The 25,514-nt window shown below is 39.1% G+C and carries 24 protein-coding genes and 2 pseudogenes; 2 read left to right on the top strand and 24 right to left on the bottom strand.

Going from position 1 to position 25,514, the window contains the following annotated elements; all coding sequences use genetic code 11:
- Positions 1-98: 98 nt before the first annotated feature.
- From ACH8E3_RS10975 to ACH8E3_RS10955, 5 genes are all read right to left on the bottom strand, one after another.
- A complete protein-coding gene (locus ACH8E3_RS10975; protein ID WP_458632675.1) occupies positions 99-1,127 on the bottom strand; it encodes a LacI family DNA-binding transcriptional regulator in 1,029 nt (342 codons plus the stop codon).
- 38 nt (positions 1,128-1,165) lie between these two features.
- A complete protein-coding gene (locus ACH8E3_RS10970; RefSeq protein ID WP_458632674.1) occupies positions 1,166-2,005 on the bottom strand; it encodes a carbohydrate ABC transporter permease in 840 nt (279 codons plus the stop codon).
- Positions 2,005-2,847, bottom strand: a complete 843-nt coding sequence (locus tag ACH8E3_RS10965; protein ID WP_458632673.1) for a carbohydrate ABC transporter permease — start codon at positions 2,845-2,847, stop codon at positions 2,005-2,007. Before ACH8E3_RS10965 ends, ACH8E3_RS10970 begins: the two co-directional genes overlap by 1 nt.
- Before the next feature lie 105 nt (positions 2,848-2,952).
- Positions 2,953-4,332, bottom strand: a complete 1,380-nt coding sequence (locus tag ACH8E3_RS10960; RefSeq protein WP_458632672.1) for an ABC transporter substrate-binding protein — start codon at positions 4,330-4,332, stop codon at positions 2,953-2,955.
- A 258-nt stretch (positions 4,333-4,590) separates the two neighbouring features.
- Positions 4,591-4,803 carry a PepSY domain-containing protein gene (locus ACH8E3_RS10955; protein ID WP_458632671.1) on the bottom strand — a complete coding sequence of 71 codons (213 nt, stop codon included), beginning with the start codon at positions 4,801-4,803 and terminating at the stop codon, positions 4,591-4,593.
- 505 nt (positions 4,804-5,308) lie between these two features.
- On the opposite strand from ACH8E3_RS10955, the gene ACH8E3_RS10950 reads away from it, so the two are divergent.
- Positions 5,309-5,551, top strand: coding sequence for an AbrB/MazE/SpoVT family DNA-binding domain-containing protein (locus ACH8E3_RS10950; RefSeq protein WP_458632670.1), 243 nt, complete (start codon positions 5,309-5,311; stop codon positions 5,549-5,551).
- Positions 5,548-5,877, top strand: coding sequence for a type II toxin-antitoxin system PemK/MazF family toxin (locus ACH8E3_RS10945; protein WP_458632669.1), 330 nt, complete (start codon positions 5,548-5,550; stop codon positions 5,875-5,877). Before ACH8E3_RS10950 ends, ACH8E3_RS10945 begins: the two co-directional genes overlap by 4 nt.
- 137 nt (positions 5,878-6,014) lie before the next feature.
- On the opposite strand, the gene ACH8E3_RS10940 is transcribed toward ACH8E3_RS10945, so the two are convergent.
- The 19 genes and pseudogenes from ACH8E3_RS10940 to nhaC all read right to left on the bottom strand — a co-directional run bounded on the left by ACH8E3_RS10940 (position 6,015) and on the right by nhaC (position 25,508).
- Entirely contained in the window at positions 6,015-6,146 is a 132-nt protein-coding gene (locus ACH8E3_RS10940; RefSeq protein WP_458632668.1) for a hypothetical protein, read from the bottom strand.
- Positions 6,121-6,468 carry a hypothetical protein gene (locus tag ACH8E3_RS10935; protein WP_458632667.1) on the bottom strand — a complete coding sequence of 116 codons (348 nt, stop codon included), beginning with the start codon at positions 6,466-6,468 and terminating at the stop codon, positions 6,121-6,123. The genes ACH8E3_RS10940 and ACH8E3_RS10935 overlap by 26 nt, the downstream gene beginning before the upstream one ends.
- A 528-nt stretch (positions 6,469-6,996) precedes the next feature.
- Positions 6,997-7,191: a hypothetical protein gene (locus ACH8E3_RS10930; RefSeq protein WP_458632666.1), complete on the bottom strand. Its 195-nt coding sequence runs from the start codon at positions 7,189-7,191 to the stop codon at positions 6,997-6,999.
- Between the two features lie 128 nt (positions 7,192-7,319).
- A complete protein-coding gene (locus ACH8E3_RS10925) occupies positions 7,320-9,062 on the bottom strand; it encodes an ABC-F family ATP-binding cassette domain-containing protein (protein ID WP_458632665.1) in 1,743 nt (580 codons plus the stop codon).
- Between the two features lie 159 nt (positions 9,063-9,221).
- A complete protein-coding gene (locus ACH8E3_RS10920) occupies positions 9,222-9,698 on the bottom strand; it encodes a hypothetical protein (protein ID WP_458632664.1) in 477 nt (158 codons plus the stop codon).
- A gap of 68 nt (positions 9,699-9,766) precedes the next feature.
- Entirely contained in the window at positions 9,767-10,495 is a 729-nt protein-coding gene (locus ACH8E3_RS10915) for a nuclease-related domain-containing protein (RefSeq protein ID WP_458632663.1), read from the bottom strand.
- 110 nt (positions 10,496-10,605) lie between these two features.
- The gene (locus ACH8E3_RS10910; RefSeq protein WP_458632662.1) at positions 10,606-11,187 is read right to left on the bottom strand and encodes a hypothetical protein; all 582 of its coding nucleotides are present in this window, start codon (positions 11,185-11,187) and stop codon (positions 10,606-10,608) included.
- Entirely contained in the window at positions 11,184-12,002 is an 819-nt protein-coding gene (locus ACH8E3_RS10905) for an ImmA/IrrE family metallo-endopeptidase (protein WP_458632661.1), read from the bottom strand. Before ACH8E3_RS10905 ends, ACH8E3_RS10910 begins: the two co-directional genes overlap by 4 nt.
- Positions 11,999-12,361 (bottom strand): helix-turn-helix domain-containing protein, encoded by a 363-nt coding sequence (locus ACH8E3_RS10900; RefSeq protein ID WP_458632660.1) that lies wholly within the window; start codon positions 12,359-12,361, stop codon positions 11,999-12,001. Before ACH8E3_RS10900 ends, ACH8E3_RS10905 begins: the two co-directional genes overlap by 4 nt.
- A gap of 307 nt (positions 12,362-12,668) precedes the next feature.
- Positions 12,669-13,856: pseudogene (locus ACH8E3_RS10895) on the bottom strand (IS256 family transposase).
- Between the two features lie 63 nt (positions 13,857-13,919).
- A complete protein-coding gene (locus ACH8E3_RS10890; protein ID WP_458632659.1) occupies positions 13,920-15,311 on the bottom strand; it encodes a DUF4062 domain-containing protein in 1,392 nt (463 codons plus the stop codon).
- 213 nt (positions 15,312-15,524) lie between these two features.
- On the bottom strand, positions 15,525-18,665 hold the full coding sequence (locus tag ACH8E3_RS10885; RefSeq protein WP_458632658.1) for a DUF3427 domain-containing protein: 3,141 nt from the start codon (positions 18,663-18,665) through the stop codon (positions 15,525-15,527).
- A 175-nt stretch (positions 18,666-18,840) separates the two neighbouring features.
- Positions 18,841-19,059, bottom strand: coding sequence for a type II toxin-antitoxin system HicA family toxin (locus ACH8E3_RS10880; protein ID WP_458632657.1), 219 nt, complete (start codon positions 19,057-19,059; stop codon positions 18,841-18,843).
- Positions 19,052-19,465, bottom strand: a complete 414-nt coding sequence (locus ACH8E3_RS10875) for a hypothetical protein (RefSeq protein WP_458632656.1) — start codon at positions 19,463-19,465, stop codon at positions 19,052-19,054. Before ACH8E3_RS10875 ends, ACH8E3_RS10880 begins: the two co-directional genes overlap by 8 nt.
- A 199-nt stretch (positions 19,466-19,664) precedes the next feature.
- Positions 19,665-20,927 carry a group II intron reverse transcriptase/maturase gene (gene ltrA, locus ACH8E3_RS10870; protein WP_458632655.1) on the bottom strand — a complete coding sequence of 421 codons (1,263 nt, stop codon included), beginning with the start codon at positions 20,925-20,927 and terminating at the stop codon, positions 19,665-19,667.
- A gap of 632 nt (positions 20,928-21,559) precedes the next feature.
- Positions 21,560-22,659: pseudogene (gene tyrS, locus ACH8E3_RS10865) on the bottom strand (tyrosine--tRNA ligase).
- A 144-nt stretch (positions 22,660-22,803) separates the two neighbouring features.
- Entirely contained in the window at positions 22,804-22,950 is a 147-nt protein-coding gene (locus ACH8E3_RS10860) for a hypothetical protein (protein WP_458632654.1), read from the bottom strand.
- Positions 22,951-23,560: 610 nt separating this feature from the next.
- Positions 23,561-23,944: a RidA family protein gene (locus ACH8E3_RS10855; RefSeq protein ID WP_458632653.1), complete on the bottom strand. Its 384-nt coding sequence runs from the start codon at positions 23,942-23,944 to the stop codon at positions 23,561-23,563.
- A 49-nt stretch (positions 23,945-23,993) separates the two neighbouring features.
- Entirely contained in the window at positions 23,994-25,508 is a 1,515-nt protein-coding gene (gene nhaC, locus ACH8E3_RS10850; protein WP_458632652.1) for a Na+/H+ antiporter NhaC, read from the bottom strand.
- Between the last annotated feature and the right edge of the window lie 6 nt (positions 25,509-25,514).

The following is a 25,514-nucleotide window of genomic DNA, read 5'->3' as shown; positions in this document are numbered from 1 at the left end:
CGCCATTCGGGACTCACACCCTATAGATAGCGCCCATGCTGGGCGCACAACAAAAATCCACGGATTCCCCGTGGACTTGAAAGTAATATTATTAACTATTAAATTCTTCTTGTCGAATCCCTCACAATTAATTCCGCTGGGAAGATGCGATGGGCATGCGTAATATTTTTATGAATCAAATCAAATAAGATAGTTATCGTTTCCTCAGCTATTTCGACTACTGGCTGTCTTATTGTGGTAATCGATGGATTATAAAAGAAAGAAATATCAAGTCCATCAAAGCCAGCTACTGAATAATCATCAGGCACGCTTTTTCCAGATTCAAATATGGCTTTACAAGCTCCGACCGCCATCCCATCTGCTAGAGCAAAGATCGCTGTGAATTCTTCGTTGGACTCTAATAATTCTTTTGTAACCGCATAGCCATTCTCCATCGTGTAGCTTTCAATTTCCTCATTCATAATGCGCACCAATTGTGGGTTGAGTTCCACACCATGATCACTTAACGCTTTTTTATAACCTTCATATCTTAATTTCCCGATACTTACATCTTCCATCGGTGCTGCAATGATAGCAATCTTTCGATGTCCTTGTTGACATAAATAATCTACCATCTTATAACTTTCTTTGAAGTCATCTACCGATACGGATGAGTAATCATTAGGTTCGAACTCTTCTGTCATCCCAATTGTACTCAGAACGAACGGAACAGTTAACTGTGCTAACTTCTCATTAGAATGTGAAAAGTTTCCTCCAAGGAATACAATCCCTTTAAGTCGCTTTTCTTTTACCAACTCTATAGCAACATCAATTTCATCTTGATTCTCATCTACCCGGTGCAGTATGAAGGAATACTTCTTGCGTTTAATTTCTTCTTCAAAGACTTTGATCATTTTATTGAAGAAGGGGTTGGTTATTCCTTTGATCAATACAGCTATCGTCTTTGAAGCAGCTCGTTTGAGATTTCTCGCGCTATTGTTAGGGATATAATGATTCTCTTTGATCACTTGCATGATCATCATTTTGGTCTCGGCATTGATATCTGGATGATTATTTATTGCTCTGGATACCGTTGTTACACCAACCCCGCACATTTTTGCAATATCTATAATTGTAATTCTATCCATCGCCTTTTTTCCCCGCAGTCTGGATCATAATAAACCCTTTAACCCTTAACAGCTCCAGCAACAACGCCTTCAATAATATACTTCTGACATGTTAAGTAGAATATGACAATAGGCACAATAGCTAGAACTAACATCGCCATCATAGCTCCCATATCTATGGACCCGAATCCACCTTTTAGATACTGTATAGCAACTGGAATCGTCTTGTATTCATTACCAATAATCAACGAAGGTAATAAATAGTCATTCCAAATCCACATGACATTCAGAATAGCTATTGTGATCGCAGTAGGCTTAAGAATCGGCAACACAACTTTGAAGAATGCCTGTGGTGGGTTACACCCATCCATCATGACAGCTTCTTCGATCTCTAGAGGGATGGATTTGACGAACCCACTGAACATAAACACTGACAATCCTGCACCAAACCCTAGATATATAACAATTATACCTAATGGATTATCTAAATGTGCCACGTTAGCCACTTTGGTCATCGTGAACATCACCATTTGGAAAGGTACGATCATGGAGAATACAAAGATATAATATAACGCATTATTGAACTTGGACTTCACTCTTGTAATGTACCATGCAGTCATCGATGTCATCAATATAATAACGGCAACTGAGCTCACTGTAATGAACAAGGACATTCCAAAAGCACTCATGAAGTCTGTTTTGGCTATTCCACCAACGTAATTCTTCATTCCTACAAACGTGGTGCTATCTGGAATTTTAAATGGCATATCACTAATGTAAAACTTCCCTTTGAAAGAGTTCATCAGTACAATAAATATAGGCGCTAAGAAGGAGAGGGATAGAATGGATAAGAATATAAATACTAGACCATCCTTTAATTTAGAAGTGCTCGTATTCATTAATTCTCAATCTCCTTTCTTCTAGTAATCACAAGTTGTATTAATGCAATAGATCCGACTAGAACAAAGAAGACAACTGCTTTCGCCTGACCTACACCTTCATACCCTGTTCTACTATAGAAGGTATTAAAGATATCTAGCGCTAACATCGCAGTCTGTTTGGATGGAGCACCTGCAGTTAGAGCTAAGTTCTGATCAAATAATTTGAATGAATTCGATAGTGTTAAGAATAAACATATGGTAATCGCTGGCATAACCAAAGGTAATGTTACATTGCGTAATACTTGTAATCGCGTTGCACCATCAATTTTGGCTGCTTCTACTATATCTTTAGGGATATTCTGAATACCTGCTATATAGATAATCATCATATATCCAATTAATTGCCAATTCATAAGTATCACTAATCCCCAGAAACCAAACTGAGCATCAACTGTCAACGTAACACCGAAGTAAAGTAACACACCATTAAGAATCAACTGCCAAATGTAACCTAATACAATACCACCAATTAAGTTAGGTAAGAAGAATACTGTTCTGAAAAGATTTGTTCCTTTGATCCCTCTTGTTAGTAACATCGCAATCAAGAAAGCAAATACGTTAATTGTAATGACTGAAAGTAAAGTGAATTTAACCGTGAACCATAGTGCATTTATAAATTCGGGATTAGAAAATGCCTTAATATAATTGTCTAATCCGACCCATTGTGCGTCATTTACAGTAGTGAACTTTGTGAATGACAAATATATTCCTAATAGAAACGGTATGATGAACACAAGGGAGAAGGCTAACAGTGTTGGTAATGCAAACAGTGCAAAGTATTTTTTATATGATTTTTGCATGTGATCTACTCCTATCTCAGTATGGGCAAATCATGCATTGATGCCACTGGGTGCCACCTAAAGATGGCACCCAGTGGTATTTATATCAAATGCTATGAGAAGGTATTATTTTGTTTTCTCGGACTTCCATGAATCTGTAACAATCTTGGTAACTTCATCCCATGATTTACTACCTTGAGCGTATTCTAGCAATGCATCACCGAAGTAGTTCTTGAATTCTTCACTTGGGAATGCAGCAAATGTCCAAGGCACAGATGATAATCCTTTACCCATCCATAGGGATACTTCTTTCGCTAGAGGATCTGCTGGTTTCTCTGCGTCTGTAAATGTGTTGAATGGTGCAATAAATCCTAAATCATTCGTTACATAGCTCTTACCTTTGTCACTTGAGAACAACCATTCCAAGAATGCAACGGAAGCGGCTTGCTTCTCAGGAGATACTTTACTGTTAATGGAGAAGTAGTTCTCCGTACCAATCGCTAGACCTTGCTTCTCTTCACCAGCTACACCTGTATACATAGGCATAAATTTAATGTTATTAGCTTCTACAGTATTTCCGTCTACCTCACCGATCTGCCCCCATGCCCAGTTTCCGTTCTGAACCATAGCAGATTGACCAAGAGCAAATTCAGCCATAGAATCTGTTACTGTTTTACTACCTAGAAGCTTACCCGTAGTTACAGAGTTATTGATATATAAGTCAAAAAGATTCTTGAAGTTGTTGCCATATTTGAATGAGATCTCATCCGTTGCTAGACCAGCCAATACACTGTTATCAAATTCAGTATTATCATTGAACTCGTAGTATAGCGGTAAGTTCGCTAAGTGTGACTGCCATCTCCATTGCTCACCAGCAGCTAAAGAAGTAGATGAGAATACACCTTTAATACCAAGTTGATCTTTCTTTGCAGTCATGTCTTCAACAACCGCTTTTAATGTCTCGAAGTTGTTGATCTCAAAATCTGCAGTAATATCGACTGCCTTATCTTCCAACGCATAGTATTTCTGCATGATCGCGTCATTGTAGATAATACCATATCCTTCTACAACATAAGGAATACCGTATACGCCTTCGCCACTAGTTACAGCTAGACTTGGATCGGATAAGTAACTATACAACTTCGTGTCTTTTAGATCTAACGTGTAATCTTTCCAAGCTTCATAACCAACCGGCCCGTTAATTTGGAAAATAGTCGGAGCATCAGACTTCGCTACTTCAGATTTGAGCGTAGTTTCGTACGTACCTGCTGCAGCCGTAACTACTTTAACTTTTACCCCTGTCTCCGCTTCATAGTCTTTCGCAATTTTATCATATGTTTCTGCGATTTCAGGCTTGAAGTTCAAGAAGTAAATTTCTTCACTCTTACCTGGTGCAGAACTATTCGTATCTGCTGCATTGTTGTCCGTCTTGCTTCCACAAGCACTTAATACACCCATTACCAATGTTGCTGCTAGCACAAGTCCTAATAATTTTTTTGCTTTCATCGTTGTTCCCCTTCTTTTCTGTGGTATTTGACTTCCTAATTCATGACGACCCCAAAATATAAAACGAAAATGGTGACAACGCTTTCCTAATCTTCCGGTAGCGTTATCGGTAACGTTTCCAACTACTGTTTTCACCTTAACATATCGTATTATTGTTTGCAATATATTTTTCGATTTAATAAGTATTACCCCTATTATTAATCTTTAGACTCATTAGATGTATTGGTGATGATGGGACTGCGATTGTTATTACTTATCTCAATCGTCGCATCTATTGTTATTCTTATGCTGATCTAGATCTTTTTTAACAGAGACAATCTTTCCGGTCCTCCCATCCACATTCACTTCTGCTGTCCCAACAGCGATTGTCATCTCAACTTCGTAGACGAGTCTAGCGTTGTCATGGTCAAGATCAACTTTAATCACGGTTCCTTTCAGATGTTTCACTGCAATAACACTAGCTTTGCTCACGCCAATATTGTAGTATTACTTTTCTCTAGTTCAATACTTTTCACATGGCCTTTCGCTACGACTAGCGCTTTTTGCTGTGCTTGCTCAACCCCAATAACTTGTTTCTGTGCAACATAATGTGTGTTAGATTGTGCTGCTTGTACATTTCCTACACCGGTACAAACCCACGCAGTAAATCCTGTGCCGGAATCTCAGACGCTACCTGTCGCATCGCATTCGCAATTTGTAGCGTCTGAGTTTCTAAGCGCGCTAATTCTTTGGTCATAGATAATTGGCAAAACATATAATACGTGGCTAAATTCATTACAATCAGTAATATGACGAATAGAACAGACGACTATAAATGAATGGTGCTTCGAATTTTCATACACTTTCCTTGAGAACATAACCAACACCACGTACGGTATGAATGAGTACCGACTCGTTCATGTGATCTGTTTTTTTGCATATATTAGGGAATATTCAGATATTGAGGGATATATCAAATAAAAAAAGGGTGAGCGCAATGTCTGTTAAAGTCCAAAAGTGGGGGAACAGTTTAGCTTTACGAATTCCTGTCCAATTCACCTCAAAATTAGGTATTGGTGAAGGTACTGAAATGCATTTGGAATTCGATGATAAGGGTGGTCTAAGCCTGATTCCTGTGATACAGAAGCCAACGCTGGAAGAATTACTTTCTCAGATTACCCCAACGAATCGGCACAAAGAAATTGACTTCGGAAAATCAGAAGGAAATGAATTCCTGTGATTGTTCCCGACCGTGGCGATTTGGTCTATCTAAGTTTTGACCCACAAGCAGGATACGAACAGGCGGAAAGAAGGCCAGCTATCGTGCTATCCCCTAAGGCATTTAATCAAGCCACCGGATTCGCTGCATTCTGTCCCATCACCAATCAATCCAAGGGATATCCTTTTGAAGTAAAGTTAACTGAAGAAGATAAGATAACCGGAGTGATTTTGAGCGATCAGATAAAAACCTTAGATTGGAAAGCACGTCGATGCGAAATTATTGGCCAAGCTCCTAATTCTGTTACGCAAGAAGTTTTAGACAAAATTCACACCTTTTTGAACTAAATATTGACCACTCAATAATTCGGTTCATCTATTAATACGTAGCCCTCTACCTTCAATGCCATTGCTTTTCGCAAAAAAACAGGGCGGGCATACGTGGTCACAATAATTATTTTTGATGAGCTCCCTTCCGGCTGATATTACTGAATAGCCTCCCACGTTGCTTGACCGTCCGCTGCTTCCGCTACGACTTCAATATCATCTTCTAAGGATAATAAAGAGAACAATGCTCCTCGAACAAAGCTTCTAATAATTAAGTTTGTTAACGGCATCTTCTATTTTCTTCTGATATTTATCCAAATCTCCTGATGGTGCGAAATATACTACCAATACATTAGCATTCGTAATATTCACAAATTTCGTTAAGCTTGTTATCGTATAGTGCTGGTTTTTTATCGCTTCTTGTAACTGGTTGATCCCACCAAATAGGTATACCAGAATATAATCCTCGCTCTTAGGGTCAGCCTGAATTGTAAGTTTGTATGGGTAGACCTGTTCAAGCGCATCGCTTGACTGCTTTCCTTCCTGCTGCACACTGATCCCTTGAGTTTCGAGCGATACTACCATTTTTTTGAGAATATCATCATCACTCACTGTTTTTTTGAACACCCGCTGACAATTACAAGGATCAATCCGAACATAAACAAGCCCAATGTAACTTTTTTAATCATAATCATCCCCTTTGTTGTATTTGTTACTAAGATACTAAAATAATAGTTGCTTCGCATCAGAAAATATACAAATATAAACAAAATTTGCTAAAATGAAACAAAAAAAATGAGCACCCTCCCATAAAAGCTTACAAGACTACCATACGTAAGGTGATCAACATTCCTCTTACCTCTATACGTTATTATTCTTTATAATATGGACTGGTATTGTTTCTGATGGGTGGGTCATAACTTAGATGAAATGTTCATAACACAACAGCTCATTTTCGTAATATTAAGCTAAAAGAAGATAGGTACATACGTGGATTGTATACAGATTGCATACATAACAATCATAATGAAATAAAGAACGAGCCCTAGATTTGCATCTAAGGCTCGTTCTCATATTGGGGATCATATTAAAACTCTCTACACTCTTTGATATTCCACAAATGGAAAATTCACAAAATCTTTACTCGACATTGCCTAATCCAGATACGTTAATAATCTGTTGAATAGAACCGCCGCCGCACGCGGTGTGGACAATACGATGAATAAAGAAATACTTATTTCGGTCGGTGCCCGTATTCGTGATCTGCGAACCACTGTCTACGGCAAGAGCTATCAAGAAATCAATGCAGTAAAAAGACACTGAGATCCTATTCATCAGTGTCTTTTTTGTTGATACTTTTTCACCAACATCTTATTTTCTTGCCGTCCATTCGATCCGGAGTAGCCGTAATTCCCATTACAATAAATTGATTCTTGTAATCATTTCAATCAGAGGGTTGTAATTTAAAGCAACTTAATTAGCTCTTCTAGCTCATCAAGTAAACCTTTTGCAAGTTCAAAATTAGTATCTTTTAAAGCCAATTCAATTTTCGTTTCAACTGCCTTTTTCTTTTGTTCCGTTTCTAAATAGTCTCTATCAAAATGACTAGCATAAATCATCTTTCTAAATTTACGCATACTCATTTTTCTAATCGTCTTATCGTCAATGATTAATACATAATCCATACCATTCACCACAGAATAGAAATCATGAGAAATCATGAGGATTGCACCTTTGTAATCTTGAATGGCTTTCTCTAGTGCTATCTGTGTATAAGTGTCTAAATGACTTGTTGGTTCATCGAGAAGCAATACGTTTGCTTTACTGGCAGCGACTTTAGCCAACTGAAGCATATTCTTTTCTCCACCAGACAAAGATTCTATCTTCTGATGAACGATTTCACCTTCAAAGCCATAGTCTCCAATATATGATCTAACCTCTTCATAAGTTGTAAACCCAGCATCGATGAATTCTTCTTCTATTGTGTTGGCATCGTTTAGCATTTCGCCTTGAAACTGAGATAAATACGCCACATTAACATCTGGATTTATTGCAATGGAATCATGATTATTTGTAAAGATTTCTCGGAGTAATGTTGTCTTCCCGGTACCGTTCGAACCGATAAGGGCTACTTTATCCGTAGACTTTATCTCAAAGTTAACATTTTCTAATAACAACTCATCAAAGGAAACACTATAATTATCGACATTGATAACCGTGGTGTCTTCTTCCATTTCATGATCTATATCGAGACTGATCTTCGGTTGCTTAATATCTACGAATGGCGCTTTAATTCTACGAGCATCAAATCTTTCTTGAAATTTAACTCTAGCTTTTAGCGCTCTCCCTCTAGATGCTTCTGAATTGTAAGTTGCGATAGCTCTAAGATTATCGATGATGTTCTCGTTTCTCTCCATTTCTTCAGCTTCCGCGATTGCGAGTTCTTGCATCTCAATTTTAGTCTGAAGTAATGAGAAGTTATACTCCATATATCGTCCATCAAACTCTTGGATCTCCATATTTTCAAGATGCAATATTTTGTTGAAACAATGATTCAATAGATATCTGTTATGAGTAACAACTAACAGTATGCCTTTGTGAGAATTAATAAGATTCTTAAGCGAATTTAGGTTCTCAAAGTCTAGGAATACATCTGGTTCGTCCATAATCATTACGTCTGGAGATTTAAGCATTTCCTTCAACACTTGAATAAGTTTGAATTCCCCACCACTCAGATCGGATACTCTAAGATCTTTTAGCTTCATGAGGTTCGCTAGGTTTAACTTCTTATTCAAGTTGCTCTCAAAATCATTCCCACCTATGGCATCAAATGCATCTAAAGCTAATTGATACTTTTCCAGTAACGAATCCATATCCGTTGATGTTTCCATTTCAGTGCAAATGGACTTTATTTCATTGTCTATCTTAATAAATTCTTCCGCTATATATTCAAAAACGGTTGTTTCCTTCGTCTTGTCGAGTTGTGAGAACTGACTTACATAACCCATTGTGCAGGTTGCATCTATCTCTAACTTGCCATCATACAAATATCTTTCTGGATCTATCAATATATCGATCAGTGTACTTTTCCCACTGCCACTTGTTCCTATAAAAGCGCAATGTTGCCCCTCTTCAAGCGTAAATGAAATGTCTTTATATAGTTCTTTTTGCGGAAATGCGAAGGATAATTTATCAGCTTTTATCATAGTGTTACCTTTCTTTATAACTAAATTAGTGAGTATTATTAGATGTACTGAAGAGCATAGATTTCGAGTTTAGCATTGAGTTGTTAGAATAACACTGTTTACAGCTGACTACAATCATTTTAGATTAAAAATCCTGCTTAACGATCCCTAAGTATTTCTCTACGGAACCAATTCACCCGTTGTGGCCATATCTTTGTGGTAATACCACTGGGAATAGGATGTACCGTTAGACGTATTTAGCTTATCCTTGTGATAATCGGCTGTATATTGCACATCGTATTCTCCATCATCGTTCACATCAAACAGTATTGCCAACTTAGGGTATCCATCAGACTTGTATTTTTGTAGAAATTGCCCTTGAATGGCCTCCTGATCAAATTGCTCACTATTGACCAACGCATTAGCCTTCGTGAACAATTCAAGCCGATCTGCCTCGTCTATATTCGCTTTCAATATATATATGATTTCAATTTGAGTAGGTCTGAACTGAACATCCACATCTTGTAATGATTCTTGCGAATGCTTCGTGTCCTTGATGAATGCCTTCACTTGATCCGTGGAAATATTAGAAGCGGACGTGCATCCTGCTAGAATAAGAAAAACTAAGAATACCATTGTCCATTTGAGATGCTTCATAGCGAATTTTCACCATCCTTGATTGGGGTGTGGGGGAGAGTTCCGTTAGCTCTAAGTTGATAACCCGATTATTTAGATTTATTCACAGTGCTAGCTTTCTCAACATGCTTTGCTCTAACACTCGGATCAGTAATATTCGCCTCTAATAAAGAATCATAGATCTTCAGAATATCCGCATCAGATAATATAGAATCAGGCTGCTCCGCTTGAATTCGGTTCATTTTTCGGCCAATGAATTCAGATAGTTCAACATCATAGACAATGAGTTCATCGGATTGTATTTGTCTGAGTTCAGGGTCAACACTAAAGCGGCAACGCATCGTAAAGGACACTAGCGAGATGTATCTAATATCTGAATAACTGGGTAGATAACTTTTAATCGCCTGAATATGTCCGTAATTCTGCTTCAATGGATTGTACATTCTATATCGATTACTAACCGTCCAAGACTGGTCATTACGCTTACCCTTGATCTCACCATTATAGTTCTTGGTCTCAATCACAAACAGCCCCCTGGGGGTCAGCACCACATGATCAATCTGAGAATAACCGGTTCGGGATTTCGTATTCACAACCATGATATCGCTCAAATACCTACATCCCTTAGGAAGCTGGTCGAGTTGAATGTTAATTTTATGTTCGCCTAGCTCACCAATGCGAGTTGGTGCAACTTTGGGCTTGGGTTTGGCTGGGGATGCGGATGTTTTGGATTTGCTTGTCGTCGGTTTCGGTTTCGGTTTCGGTTTCTGCTTCTTTGCTGGGGAGGATGTAAACATGGATAATAGTTTCTTGAACATAGTATATGTACTCCATTCGATTGTATTGGTGGGGTTGATCAATTTAATAAATAGGATTTCGATTTTAATTTATCATGTATGATGTCTGATGATTCTAGTATTCTTACTCACTATTCCAAATAACGAATTACCCATGGATGAGATAATAAATTCCGTTCAAATAAACTGACTTGATAAGAAAAGTCAGGTAGTCTCGGCAAACAAGATTGCTTTACTTTGTTATAATACTCACCCGCGTCTGACCATGATATTTTATCTTTTTTTGCACCCATGATCAGTAAATCCCAGAATGTAATGACTATCTTTTCATTATGTGTAACTTCAACAATAATTTCCTTTGCACCACGATCATCACTTATAATCGCTCCGATGTTCATACCAGTTGCGTACGCGAGACAATCTAATTCTCCAGGATCTAATTGGGCACGATACTTCTCACGAGTCTTATTAATCAATATTCTCTGTTCACTGGTCAATCTTCCCCACGTATCTTTCACTTTAAAAAGCCAAGTCCCCTGCGAGAATGACTCTGTTAATTGAGAATGAATACCTCGATGCTTATTCTTCAACTCTTCTTCTACTTTTGGAGTGATGTAGACCTTATCGAGAAGTAGAGGAACCACCTGAGTAAACACATCACCCTTCACCATATGCACAATGATATCCGTATCAGATAAAACCGCATGTATCATTCCTTTAGGCCATCCTTACTGCCGAAGGAGGGTAAACGTATATGGAGCAACTCCTCTAAGTAGGCTGCTTTTCGCGGAGATATGTATGCGTTAGCTATATTGTCTAGAATACTCGAGTAAAATTCTGATGGAATATGACTTTCCTTAAGCGGTAAAGACAATTCAGTAGAATATCCTGATTCCCTTGTTAGATCGATAATTTGGTTGGGGTTCTCCTTGCTACTGAATGCTGCGAGTAATTCCCTTTGCTCATCATTGATCACACCTACCTTTTGCAACATTCGAACTGCTTGACGATAACTAATTCTAAAATGGTATTGAAACTTGATGACATCAAAAGGTTTGATAGCGGAAAAGCTATCCCATTTGTTATCAGTACAATATCTAACCACAGCGGCCCTTGGTGTCAAAAAGTGATCCGCAAACCCATAAGCAAAATACTCCATCTTCTTGAGTTCTATTTCTTTATCATGCTCACTCATTAATTCTATTTCTTTAATACGACCTAAATCCCTTAATGTATGACATAATTCATGGGCTGCAGTGTAATACTGTCTTCCTAAAGACTCTGAACCGTTAAGAAAGATTACTTTATGTTTCCCAAACACTCTTACGAATCCGGAAGTATTTAGATCCATAATCTGAAGCACATAAATTTGAAACTGTTTTTCAATCACAGACAGGATTTCAAGTGGTTGATCAAGTGGACTATTCATTCTGTTTCGAACTTCTTGAGCAAATTGCTCAGACTCCAACTCTATTTGTAACTTAACGTAATCAGGGATCGCTACACTGCTACTCATTGGATCGATCATAGGTTGCCTCCCCCTTCAGATCTGTTTAGTTCGAGTTGAGCAAACAGCTCTTTCAAAATAAGATCTGTTTGATCTAGCAATTGCTCATCAGATATAGCACCACTACCATTCCTAAACAAAATGACAGAATCCAGCTCATTATCGTCATCAACCTTTAGCAATTCATCCAGTGAGATTCCTAAAAAATCGCACACTAATTTCCCTTCAATTGCCCCAAGCTTTGTCTTTCCCAACTCAATATTAGAGATAATCGTACGAGTTAATCCCGTACCTTCTGCCAATTCTTCTTGTGTGAAACCAATATCGTCTCTATACTGACGCAATCTTTTCCCTACAATTTTATCCGTTAAATTAGACATCTCACTCACCCTTCACATTCATCTTAATATAGATTATACAATAATCACACAAAATAAACACAGGATTGCGCAATGATTGCGCAATCCTGTGTTTATTTTTAAATATTAACGTAAAAGGTCAGTTTTGTAATTTAAATATCAAACTGGCCAGTATATTTTTGTCACGATGCTACCCCTTGGGGGATAAGTATGTCTTAAACTCTATCCCCTAACGATCCCCACAACTAGGCTAACACAGGGGGAACATTAATATACATACTTACAACCTTAAGGTTTATTTTTGGAACATATAGTCTCTGTGAGAGTGTCAAGAATTTTGTGTGAATGAAAATAAGCATCTCTTGTAAAAGTTCGTTAAGTTTTTGTTAGAGATCATGGCTACAGGTTCTGATCGAGCTTGATCGAAGCCAATGTGGCAACGGTAGCAAATCGTTGGTTGTAGCCCTCAAACTGTGCTAGCAAGAACTTCTCTAAAGCATATTCATGCGGGAACTGCTCTTTACGTTTCGTGTATTTCTTAATCTGTTTGTTAAACAATTCAATTAAATTGGTCAAATAAATGCATCTCTAGATGGGCTTTGGAAAGCTGTAGAATGTGAAGACATAAGGTCTGTCTTGTAGGGGTTTAACGACCTTAGGATACGATGCCTTCCACTTGTCACAGAAGGTTGTGAGAGCTGACTTCCCATCTTCTTCATCATCGGATCGATAGACGGATTTGAAGTCTTCACAGATCTCTGCTCGATCGCACACACGAACTTTATGGACGATATTACGAACTTAATGAACACAGCATGTTTGGTACTTCAGCTGTGGATAGATCACCTAAATCGCATTCACAATACCTGTGAGTCTATCCGTGATAAACAGAATTATTTGTTCCGTACCATACTGTTTCACGTCCTGAAGCAGTTCTTTCCAGATGTAAGCTGATTCGGTAGGGGAAACGCCGTACGTTTGCACTTCCTTGGTGCAATCCTCACGAATGCCCACGGCAATGTAGACCGCTTTCTTAGCTACCGTTTCACGTTAAACTACGATAATACGACGTATCAATATAGACGTTTACATAGCTGTTCTCAAGTGGTCGTTTCATAAAAGCGTAAATATGCTCTACCATTACTTTTGTCAAGTTCTATACCGTTTGTGCCGTGTAATGGTGATCGTACATTTATTCGATGAGGGTGGCAATCTCTATCATTGTGGCGCCCTTTTGAAATATGTGGATGACAATGGATACTAGTGTGTCATTGGAACGCTTATAAGGCGCAACAGTCTGCTGCTTAAACTCTCCATTACGATCTCGAGGTATGTTTAGTTGCAAGTCACCATACTCTGTGAGAAGTGTACCATTGTAACCACCGTTACGAGAGTTGCCTGAATTCACACCAATTCGGTCATATTTTTCTTAGTCTAGAAATGCAGTAAGCTCTGTCTCTAGTAAATGATTCATAGGGAAGACCTCTTTAATTGTGAAGTTTGTCTGGCAACTCAATTCTACAAGAAAAGTTCTTCCTTTATCTATTTACACATAATATTTTACACTCTCGATCAGGTGTCATGGATCTATTCTTCCTGGAGTACGAAGTACTTCACCAATATTTTTATTTGTTATTTTTAGGTAGGTCTCTGAAGTACTGGTATATTCTTTATTACCCAATAATGACTGTACAACATACATTTGGTATCCATTATCAAGCATTCTTTTCGCGAATGTATGACGAAATGTACTTGGAGCTATATTTTTATTAATATTAGTTCTTCCAGCAATTCTTGATATTTCACGTTGAATTGTTCTTCCACATAACATTCTGTAGGGCCTTCTCTCTGTTACAAATAGAAAGTCGGAGTCATCTGTTCTCGTATCTAAATATTTCTGCAAATAATGCGTAGCATCATTTGTTAGCATAACCACCCTATTTCTCCTCCCGTTCCCTGTTATTTCAATAAATTCTTCTTTCCATTTCACGCTTTTTAAACTCATCTTTTCTAGTTCCCCTAATTGGCATCCTGTCGATAAAATTATTTCTACTAATGCTCGTTCTCTTGGAGTGATACAAGCACTTTGAATTTCCTCAACTTCATCTTCATCCAATGCTTCTCTAACTGCCTCTTGAATTATAAATGACTTTATCTTTTTGACAGGATTTCTCTCTATCACCTTTTCTTCAACAAGCCAAGCAAAGAATACTCTCAATACTGATCTAATTTTCTCCATGGAACTATTAGAATTTATATTGAAGTTATTCTCTCTGTATCTAAGGAAACTTCTTATTTGTTCAGTGCCAATTTCAGATACTGTTTCTTCTTGAATATATTCCCGAAAAATTTTTAGATCCATTCTATATGAATCTATTGTAGACTTTTTCAAACCCCATAGCTCTTTATCTCTCAAAAAATTATTAATATTAGATTCCAATTCATATTTATTGGGATTTAATTGTTTGGCACGTACCCAACCAGTCCTTGGATTATTATTAAATTCTTTTACCAATGCTACTGAAACCTTTGATGCCAACTCCTCATCTGAATCCCAAAATCCACACATTTTACTATCCATAGCCTTTTTAACAAATGTCTCTAGCTTATCTTGCAATATAGGATCACTTTCCCTTTCAGATGGTGTGGTTGATGCATTCCTATTCATTATAAACGCTAAAATAGGTAGCCCTATTTTTCGTGCATAGTCATATTCTTTTTCCGTATAAGAGATGCCTTCGTTAGTAATTGAACCATATCTATGAGCTAGAATTAGTACATAATAATCACTAATATCTATAGTCTTTTTAATAACCGTCCACTGATCATCATCAGCTGCACTAAACATCTCCATACCCACAGGGAAATGTTGCATTGATAAAATCACCTTGGTAACTTTGGATCTTGCATCTATTAAGTCTGTAAATGTAGAACTAATGAAAATCTGATACTTCTTACCAATATCTGACATTATGACACCTCACATTCTATACACAATATTAATTGTTATAACTATGAAAGAAAATCAAAGAAAAGTAGATTCTTGTTCATTGTTTTTATCCAACGGAATCATTATGGTATATTTTTTATTTTTCAACTGTAAGTCAATAAAGTCTGAATATATGATTCTACCTACAATCAACTCAATCATATTCTAATTCCAATTATTAACTGTAATTCCATCCTACACAATACACTTATTCGCCTTTACCACCATCTGCGGTGGCAACTCCTCCCTCAATCTCCACACGACACTCATCGGCTTATTCCCTTCATGGCTGACATAATCCGCTTCCCCCAAGAACACAAACGGAGATGTGAATTTGTCACTCTCTTTGTATTCCCGAACAAATAACGCGATGCGGTTACCCGTTCTTCGATGTTGGATATAACGTTGTGCGGTCTTGGTATTCTCTGAGACACTACTTTGTGTCTGCCAATGGAATAGGCTTTCATTAATGGCGTAATCCTCATAAAGTGTTGATGGCGAGAAGTCTTTATCCGATTTATTCAGTGTGATAAAGAATATATCAGTCTGTTCACTCTCGAAATATTTCACACCTTCACGGAAGGTGGGTGCTTTATCCCCATTCCAATAGCCAAATGCGGCTAATATCTGGTCCATACTGTACATACAGTGGATATCTAGTGGACAAGTGAATGGAAATTTATGTTTCTTATCCACAAAATCAAGATGTACCTGGTTATATTTGAGAATATCAATTATTTCATCTCGAAACTGTGGACAAGCTAGAATTGCCTGAATTCCTTCCTCTATATCTTTGAATCCATGCTTAGAAGGCTCAGCTCGATAAAATGTATAGTAGAACATAACTAACATCCGTTTCTCTTCATCCTCTTGTGGCTGACTCCCATTCTCCAAATAGTCTATTAAGAACTTCAACCATCTTCGAGAATTCAAGTTCAACAATGCTGGAATACGCTTCATAAGTTCTGATTGTTCCCATTCAAATCGCTCCATGACCTCAGCTTCTACCATCAAGCCTCTAAAGAATCGATTACCATTCCGACCGCCATAGAATTCGAACAAAGACATGCCATGGTAACGTACGAAGTTAGCCAAGGTCAGTTCACGATCTGCATCCTCTTGAAAATACTTTATTTTACTAATTAGACTAGCACGGCTGTTCTTCGCTTGCTTCAGGTTGCGCAATATATAATCCTTGGCTTGCTTCTCTAGTTGAATGAATGTGCCTCTTGGTAAAGAAGAGAATCCATTCTCCACATAATGTTGAATCGAATGCTTCGTCTTACCCATTAACGCTCTAAATTTATCTTGGAAATTGTATTCTTTGTGTGCTTGTCCTATGAAATCTAATACGGTTAGGCACTCTTTGCCCTCAGCCAAACGTAATCCCCGCCCTAACTGCTGCAGGAATACGGTTAGACTCTCCGTTGGGCGCAGGAATAGAATCGTATTGACGGCTGGAATATCCACGCCCTCGTTGTACAGATCTACGACAAAGATCATCGAAATTTCCCCACCAATGAGTCTGGACTTAACCGTAATTCGCTCCTGGTCATTGGAATTCCCATGTAAAGCCACCGCTGGAATTCCCGCTTCATTAAATACCTTTGCCATGTACAAGGCATGTTCTACACTGACACAGAAGCCAAGACCCTTCACATCTTCCATGTCCGTAACGTATTTCTTCATACTATTTATGATTTGTATTGTGCGTATCTTATCTTGTGTGTACACCTTCTCTAACTCAGCAAGATCATAACCCTTTCTAGACCATTTCACTCTTGATAGATCTACATGATCCGTGATCCCAAAATATTGAAAAGGGCAGAGCAATTTACGGTCGATTGCATCGGTCAATCTGATTTCTGCAGCTATCATATCATCGAAATAGACCAGAATGTCTTTACCATCCATCCGTTCGGGTGTTGCCGTCAATCCCAGTAGGATCTGCGGATTATAATAGGATAATAGCTTCTGATAGGAAGGTGCGGCAGCATGGTGAAATTCATCGACAATGATGAAATCATAGAAATCGCTCGTAGTCTTCTCCGTTAGCTTCATAGAATTAAAGCTCTGAATACTAATGAATAAATGATCCATAGACTCCGCTTGATGCTGGCCTACATGCAAATCGCCAAAGTTCAAATCTTTTAGAATATAACGGAATGTATCTTGGCTTTGCTTCAATATCTCTTCTCGATGTGCCACAAATAAGAGTCTGGCTCTTGGATTCTTGGTTATAAACCTCTTATAGTCGAAAGCAGAGATAACAGTCTTTCCTACCCCTGTAGCTGCCACCAACAAGTTCCTAGTTCTACCAAATAAAGTTCGCTCCGCTTCAAGCTTCTCTAACACTTCTTTCTGATAATCATAAGGTGTAATGTCAAAGTGAAATTGTATCGTGTGCTGTTCTTTCTTTTTCCCTAGTGCTTCTTTTAATTGTTGGACTTGTTCATCATCTTCAGAAGAGAACCTTTTGAACTCCCTATCATTCCAATAACTCTCGAAAGTCGCTTCAATTTTCTTAAGTACATCGTACGAATCCTTCTCTGTCACTTTCAAGTTCCACTCTAACCCACTAGTTAGCGCTGGATTAGATAGATTGGATGAGCCGACATAGGCAGTGGTAAAACCCGTATCTCTTCGGAAAACATACGCCTTCGCATGTAAACGCGTCCGATCACTATCATAGGATATCTGGATCTCAGTATTAGGGAGCTTGCTGAGCTCGATAATGGCTTTCAGATCTGTTGCTTCCATATAGGTAGTAGTAATGACACGTAGCTGTCCACCATTTGCGGTAAATTGCTCCAGTTGCTCCATTAGACAGCGTATACCACTCCACTTGATAAAAGATACCAATAGGTCTATACGATCCGACGTCACAATCTCCCGCTTCAACTCGTGAAGCATATTAGGTTCAGCATGTGATCCAGTAAAGAGAGAGCTTTGGGATAAAGGAGTCACCGGTCTTAAGACCTTCTCATCTTTGATCCCACGGATATGATTCAATTTCGAATATACATGGGTGAGTACTTCACCTTGTTCATCTAACTGAAGCTCTTCGTATTCCTCTTGTCCAAGTGCATTCTTCAATGTGTGAATGATCTCATTACAAGTACGTATCTGTTCGAATACTGCTTCTTCATCACTACTCTGTTCTCGTACGACTTTAAGTGCCCTTCTGGTTACCATCGCCAAATAATTGGACAGCATCTTCCGCGCTTCTTCCGCATCCAGCTTCTCTTTACCAATATGATAAAGCTCTGAATCCAGCGTAGATAACTGTTGTGACGTTATATTATTAATGATTTGCTCATAAATTCCTTGTTTCATAGAATGACCTCTTTTGCTTAAAGTAGGTAATGTCCGACGATAGTTCTCTTTAGTGTTGATTCGACAATAAGGGTCGATAACCTTTATATGGATGATAGTAAATATAGCTGTAGCCTACTTCTATTTATCTTTAGACATAGAAACAACTCACTGCATATTGGCCAGTGAGTTGTTTCTAGATTTTCGAATTGAAGGTTGCTTTATCTGTCTTTAATTGTTGTTTTAGTATTCTACTGAATAATGCTGGTGAAATCTCGCCCGTCCCCTTTGAGCATCTACTTCGTAAAATATCACCGTTCGGTAGTGTTTTCGTATAGATACCATCAACACCGCTACGAACAAATGTCCAGCCATCATTCTGCAGGTACCTTCTAAGGTCCTTCCAACTAGCCATGCAGTAGCTCTGCGATTTCACTCACATCATTATATAGCAGTATTCGAAGAATATAGGGGGCATGAGATTTGCGGTTGGGGGCAGCAATATATTCACGATAAGAATCATAATATTCACGTGCATAATCTACAAGTTGTTTAGCTAAGTCATTACGAAGTTCTTCGAGTGATGATGCCTCACCGATGATATCCTCGACCTGTTCAATAGAACCTGTGAACATGCCATTCTGTTCTTCAAATTCAAAAGTAATCTCATAGACTTCCATTAATAGTTTCATTTGCTGTTGCGAAAAACTAGTAATTACATCACGGTTGCGTTTCACAAATTGAGGTTTCTCTCGAACAACATCATCAATAAAACTACCAAAATTAGCTCGAACTTCTGTTGCATTCAAAAGCGATTGCATAAGCATTCCCTCCTCACCTCCTATCCTAGCACTAAACGTATACAATGTACACAATGTACATAACGTACCTTTACTTCATATTATATTCTTACCCATGAAATAGATGACTATTCATTAGCCCATCCAATAATCGAGTAGGAGGGGGCGACTAGCCCCCGACCTCTCACACCACCGTACGTACCGTTCGGTATACGGCGGTTCATGAAATATTCCGCAATGATTTGTATCTGTCCGTTAAACTCTTCAACCCATTAGATGACCAATACTGGTTATTTAAAGATCGATGCAAAATCGGACTACTTGCAATTCGCCAATATTTCTTCCGTGTATTTCCCCATTCATATGCCTTTTGTCTAGGAACCCCTAGTGCCATCAGGTTTCTCACCTTTGTTCTTGGTAATTTCCATTGTTTCCATAGGCACATTCGAAGCCTTCTTCGTGTCCATTCATCCAATTCCTTGAAGATACTTGGAGTATCTGCTAGCGCATAATAACCACACCATCCCGTGAGATACTGGTTCAATTCCTTGATTCGCATTTCCATTGGGGTAGGACTTTTCCTCGATGTGATCTCCTTGATCCTTGCTTTTACTCGCTGCAAAGATGGTTTCGAGATTCTTACTTTGGGGTTGTTCTTGTCCCAGCTAAACGTAAATCCTAGAAACTTTCGCTTCCATGGACGGTCAACCGCACTTTTCGCTTGGTTCACTTTTAGTTTTAGCTTCTTCTCAATGAATTGCGTAACGGATTCTTTCACACGATTTCCTGCCTTCCACGTTTTCACGTAGACGTTACAACCGTCCGCATAGCGGACAAATCGCAGATTTCGCTTCTCCAGTTCTTTATCTAGTTCATCTAAGACGATATTCGATAGTAATGGACTTAGTGGTCCCCCTTGCGGGGCTCCTTCTATCGTTGGTTGGACGAGACCTTTCTCCATAACCCCGGATTGCAGAACCTTTCGGATGAGTTTCAGTAACGTTTTGTCCGTTATTTCCTCCGCAAGTCTTGCCATAAGTCTGTCATGATGAACACGGTCAAAGAATTTCTCCAAGTCGATGTCTACTACAATGCGATAGCCATCCTGCATGAATGTTCTTGCTTTCCTCACCGCATCGTGACCTCGTCTTTGCGGACGAAATCCGTAGCTGTGTTCGGAAAACATAGGGTCAAATACAGGGGTCAATACCTGCGTGATCGCTTGCTGAACGAGACGATCTGTCACGGTCGGTATTCCTAATAACCTTGTTCCACCATTCGGTTTCGGGATTTCGATCCGACGGACTGGACTTGGTTCATAGGTTCCGTTTCGTATGCTTTCTCGAATGGTTTCCCAGTTTTGTACGAGGTGTCTGCGTAAATCTTTTACCGACATGCCATCTACGCCATGGCTTCCTTTATTCGATTCGACACGTGCTAGTGCCGACAGCATATTTTCCCGTGACAATACTTCCTCCATCATCTTTTGATACACTCCTTACGTGAATGATTCTTCTCTTTGTGCCGTTGATGAACTCTGCCCTTCTGAGTACCCTTGCGTATTCACCGCTACTTTCCTCAGATAAGTCCTTTCGGATTGTCTGCTTTCAATGCTCATCCCCGAACGCCAAGTTGTTTCATTCCTATTTCATGTTCTGCCCTTCCAAAAGCTGTTGCAACAGCTTTTGTACTATGGCGTCTGCTGACTTCTGTACCTTCAACAAAACTTCGCAGCCTTGCTTACAACTTTACCGTTGCTTAGGCACAGATCTCCCCAGGTAAGAGCGTTATCTTCCTCTCCATCTATCTGCTTCATTTACTCTCGTATGCCTTTGGCAGTATGGACTTTGGTTTGTTGTGCAACCTCACCCAACACACGTTAGCCTTGTATGAAGTTCGTGTTCCTCAGACCGGAGATTTGCCGCCGACTTCCTTCAGATTCCACCTCGCGGTGGACACCCTTGTCTTAAGCTATGGCTACTACTGCCTTCACCATTCGGGACTTAAACCCTATAGATAACGCCCATGCTGGGCGCACACAAAAAGCAGCTTACTTCTTAATAGAAGATAAGCTGCTCACACTACTCTCTATTCAATTCTATCAACACGCCATTCCTAATCTACCAATCTCACCAAACTATATTTCTTCTTCCCTTTACGAATAATGATAAATCGACCATCGAATGAGTTGTCTACCGTCACATCCGTATTCAGGTCCTCTACGCGTACACCGTTCATGGAGATGGCCCCGTTGGTGATATCTTCTCTTGCCTGACGCTTAGAAGGTTCGATGGTTAGGTCTACTAACCAGTCCACAATATTCTTGGTTTCTTTGCTTGCTTCGAACGTTGGCATTTCTTTGAAGCCTTGTTCTATCTCGTCCGCAGTTAGTTGAGTAATATCTCCACTGAATAACGCTTGTGATATTTTGATCGCTTGTGCTAATACTTCTTCACTATGAACGAATCGGGTCATCTCTTCGGCAAGCACGCGTTGTCCTTCACGTTTACCTGGATCTGTGTTGACTTTGTTCGCCAAGTCTTCAATAACATCCTTCGTTAAGAATGTGAAGTATTTCAAGTATTTAATGACGTCACGATCATCGGTATTCATCCAGAATTGGTAGAATTCATAAGGTGATGTCTTGTCCGGATTAAGCCAGATCGCGCCGCCCGCAGTCTTCCCGAATTTCGTACCATCTGCTTTTAACATTGACGGAATCGTAAGTCCGAATGCTTTCGATTCAGAGCCTTCTTTTTTACGAATTAAGTCTAGACCACTTGTAATGTTACCCCACTGATCAGATCCACCAATTTGTAATTGAACACCTTCTTCTGCATACAAGTGATGGAATTCCATGGACTGAAGGATTTGTATGAGAATTCGGTAAAAGAAATCACCGTATCTAAACGGCTGGATACGATATCTTTGGCCAACATCGAGTTGACATTGAAGTTTTTCCCATAATCTCTTAGGAAGTCAATCACGTTAATTGTATGTGTCCAATCGTAGTTGTTCACCATTTTCAGTTGATCGTCACTGTTCGTAACGAATAGCTTCTTCATCTGTGCTGTCAATGCGTTCACATTGTCTTGCACTTGGTCTAATGTCTGTAACTGGCGTTCAGACTGTCGTCCACTTGGATCACCTATTGTACCTGTTGCTCCACCAATAAGGATCACTGGAAGATGGCCGAAAGATTGGAAACGTTTCATCATCATGAACGGAATTAGATGTCCAATATGCATACTATCGCCCGTCGGATCGACCTCAGTACAAAGCAATCTTCTTTTACATCTAATGCATGTGTATGGTTCTGCAGATCACTTTTAAATTGATTATAGTCTATGCCCGTAATGTTATCCTTCACAAATTTCAGTATAGTTCGGTAAGTTCTCTAATGCTGAAGATTTCTGTGATTTATTAAGTACAGCCATCAATACCAATAGAGCAATCAACGCGACAGCGAATATAATAATCATATATTTAGAGGTAGTCTTCTTCATATATTCTCCTTCTAACTATTAATGGGAGTAAATATAACAGATTAGTAGGCCTTCATTCCGTATATAAAGTCAAATTTGGCAGTCTAAGGATGATATAAGAAATACACCTATCGGCGCTCTTGGTGAAAGATATATTTCCATTCCCTTATTTCGTTTTACTCCTACAGAACTTTTACTGCCTACTTAACAGCTATCTAATCTACCGCTATCTCTAATCTAAAATAATCTAATCTACTGCCACCTCCAATCAGCAACAGATGCATAAAGTACACTTAAATTCGCCCATATTCTCCTATCACTACGTTTAGTTGCATAAAGGGCATCTAATTACTGGAAAATCATCAATTCCCACTATTCCACCTGTTTTAAGTGCCCTTTGTGCAACTATTTCTCCGTCACACACCCTTTCTTCTGAGTAAGTACCATTTATGCAACTATTCCATCTTTATTCTAGCGACCTTCAAGTATAAAGCGTTTCAACACTCCTGTATGGATTCGATCTTATGACTCATAATAAAAAGATTATACTTTCTAATAGAACAAAAAGGGATCATAGACGTAATGCGTCCGTGATCCCTTTGTTGCTACTCTATTTCTTCAAACAATCTTATTACAGCTGAACGATGACTTCTATTTCTACTAGAGCATCTTTCGGTAAACGTGCTACCTGTACTGCGCTACGAGCCGGATAAGGCTCTGCGAAATACCCGCTATATATTTCATTCACGGCTTGGAAATCATTCATATCTTTTAGAAAAACTGTAGATTTCACGACTTGATCCATAGTTCCGCCTGCCGCCTCAACAATAGCTTTCACATTATTTAATGATTGCTTAGTCTGTCCCTCTACTGTTTCTGGAAATAATCCCGTGCTCGGATCGATCCCAAGTTGACCTGAGGTGAAGAGTAGACCTCCAACTTTAACGGCTTGTGAATAAGGTCCAATGGCTTGCGGTGCATCATTTGTTTGAATAATTTCTTTGTTTGTACTCATCGTCATTTCTCCTTCATGTATCTTTTCTAGTCTTACTCAGGATAGTTAATTATTGTGCAACTTTCTGTTGAACATCAAATTCCTTCAACATTTCTTGTTGTTGCTCTGGTGACAACTTGGCAATACCGAAACCAGTGAAGCCCCAAATGGTGGCGAATATAATACCTGTCCAACAAAGGACTGCCCAAGGCAAGTAATCTAATGTCGCCACACCGAGCGTTCCGGCCATATAAGCACCCGCAGCTGTCCACGGTAAGATAGGCTCGATAATCGACGCAGAGTCTTCGATCGTTCTAGATAGGTTCTTTGGATGAATACCTCTACGGATATATGTCTCACGTAACATTTCTCCAGGCATAAGAATTGAAATCTGACCATTGCTTGTAATACCGATCATAGCCATACCAACAGCAATCGTCGAAAGGATCAACGAACCTGTTGAATGAACCATTCCCATCAATCTGTTAATAATAAGATCCAGTGACTTCGTTACGGAAACCGTTCCTGCAAATACAATGGCACTGAAACAGATAAGCAACGTTCCCATCATGGAGCTCATACCTCCACGGTTGAGCAAACGCGGAATATCTGGAATGACATTAGCAAGATCGAAACCAGCTACATTCACCATGGACAAGTTAAATCCACCTACTGCAGAAACCATAACGTCTTGAATTGAGAAACCTTGGAAGATCATAGCATTCGCCATAGCGATAAAGGAAGAGATCAACATAACAGGGATCGTCGGTTTTTTCAAAAGAGATCCTCCCAAGACGATAAGAATCGGAAGAATAAGTAACAAATTCCAGCTAAATATGGTATTGAGTGTACTCATAATTGTACCGACTTTTTCCGGAATTTCAACTCCGGCTCCTCCTGTGTTTAAACCCGTGATGACATATACAATCGCTGCCACAATAAAAGAGGGAATCGTCGTATACAATAAATGACCAATATGTTCGTACAGATTAACCCCTGTTGCTAAAGCGGCAATGTTCGTCGTATCAGACAGCGGAGATAGCTTATCCCCAAAGTACGCACCTGCAACAACGGCACCGGCAACAGCAGCCAAATTGGCATCCATTCCAGCAGCAACACCCATGAACGCAACACCAATCGTTCCGGCAGCTCCCCATGACGTTCCTGTACAAATCGATACGATGGAAGTCACTAAGAATGCCGTAATAATCAGAAATTGAGGATTAATAATCTGCAACCCATAATATATCATCATCGGAATCGTTCCGCCAACCATCCAACTACCGATCATGAACCCAACCGTGATCAAGATCAGAATGGCTGGCATCGTCTTAGCAATCTTTTCTGATATCGAACCTAGAATATCATCATATGAATGACCCAATTTAATAGCGACTATCCCCGCTACTACGGCTGAGATTATAATTAATGGTTCTGGAGGTAGTTCAAACAATACATATCCCAAACTTAATAGTAGAATCATTGTAAACACAGGTATAAGTGCTTGAAATAGCGTAGGTGGCTTTATGACCTTTGACTTTGGCTGTTTTTGTTGCTGTGATTGCTTCTCTTTTGGATTTCCCATCCTGTT

It is taken from the genome of Paenibacillus sp. CMAA1364 (assembly GCF_054373195.1).
Note: the sequence above shows the minus strand (reverse complement) of the source record. Positions and strands in the feature narration are given on the sequence as shown.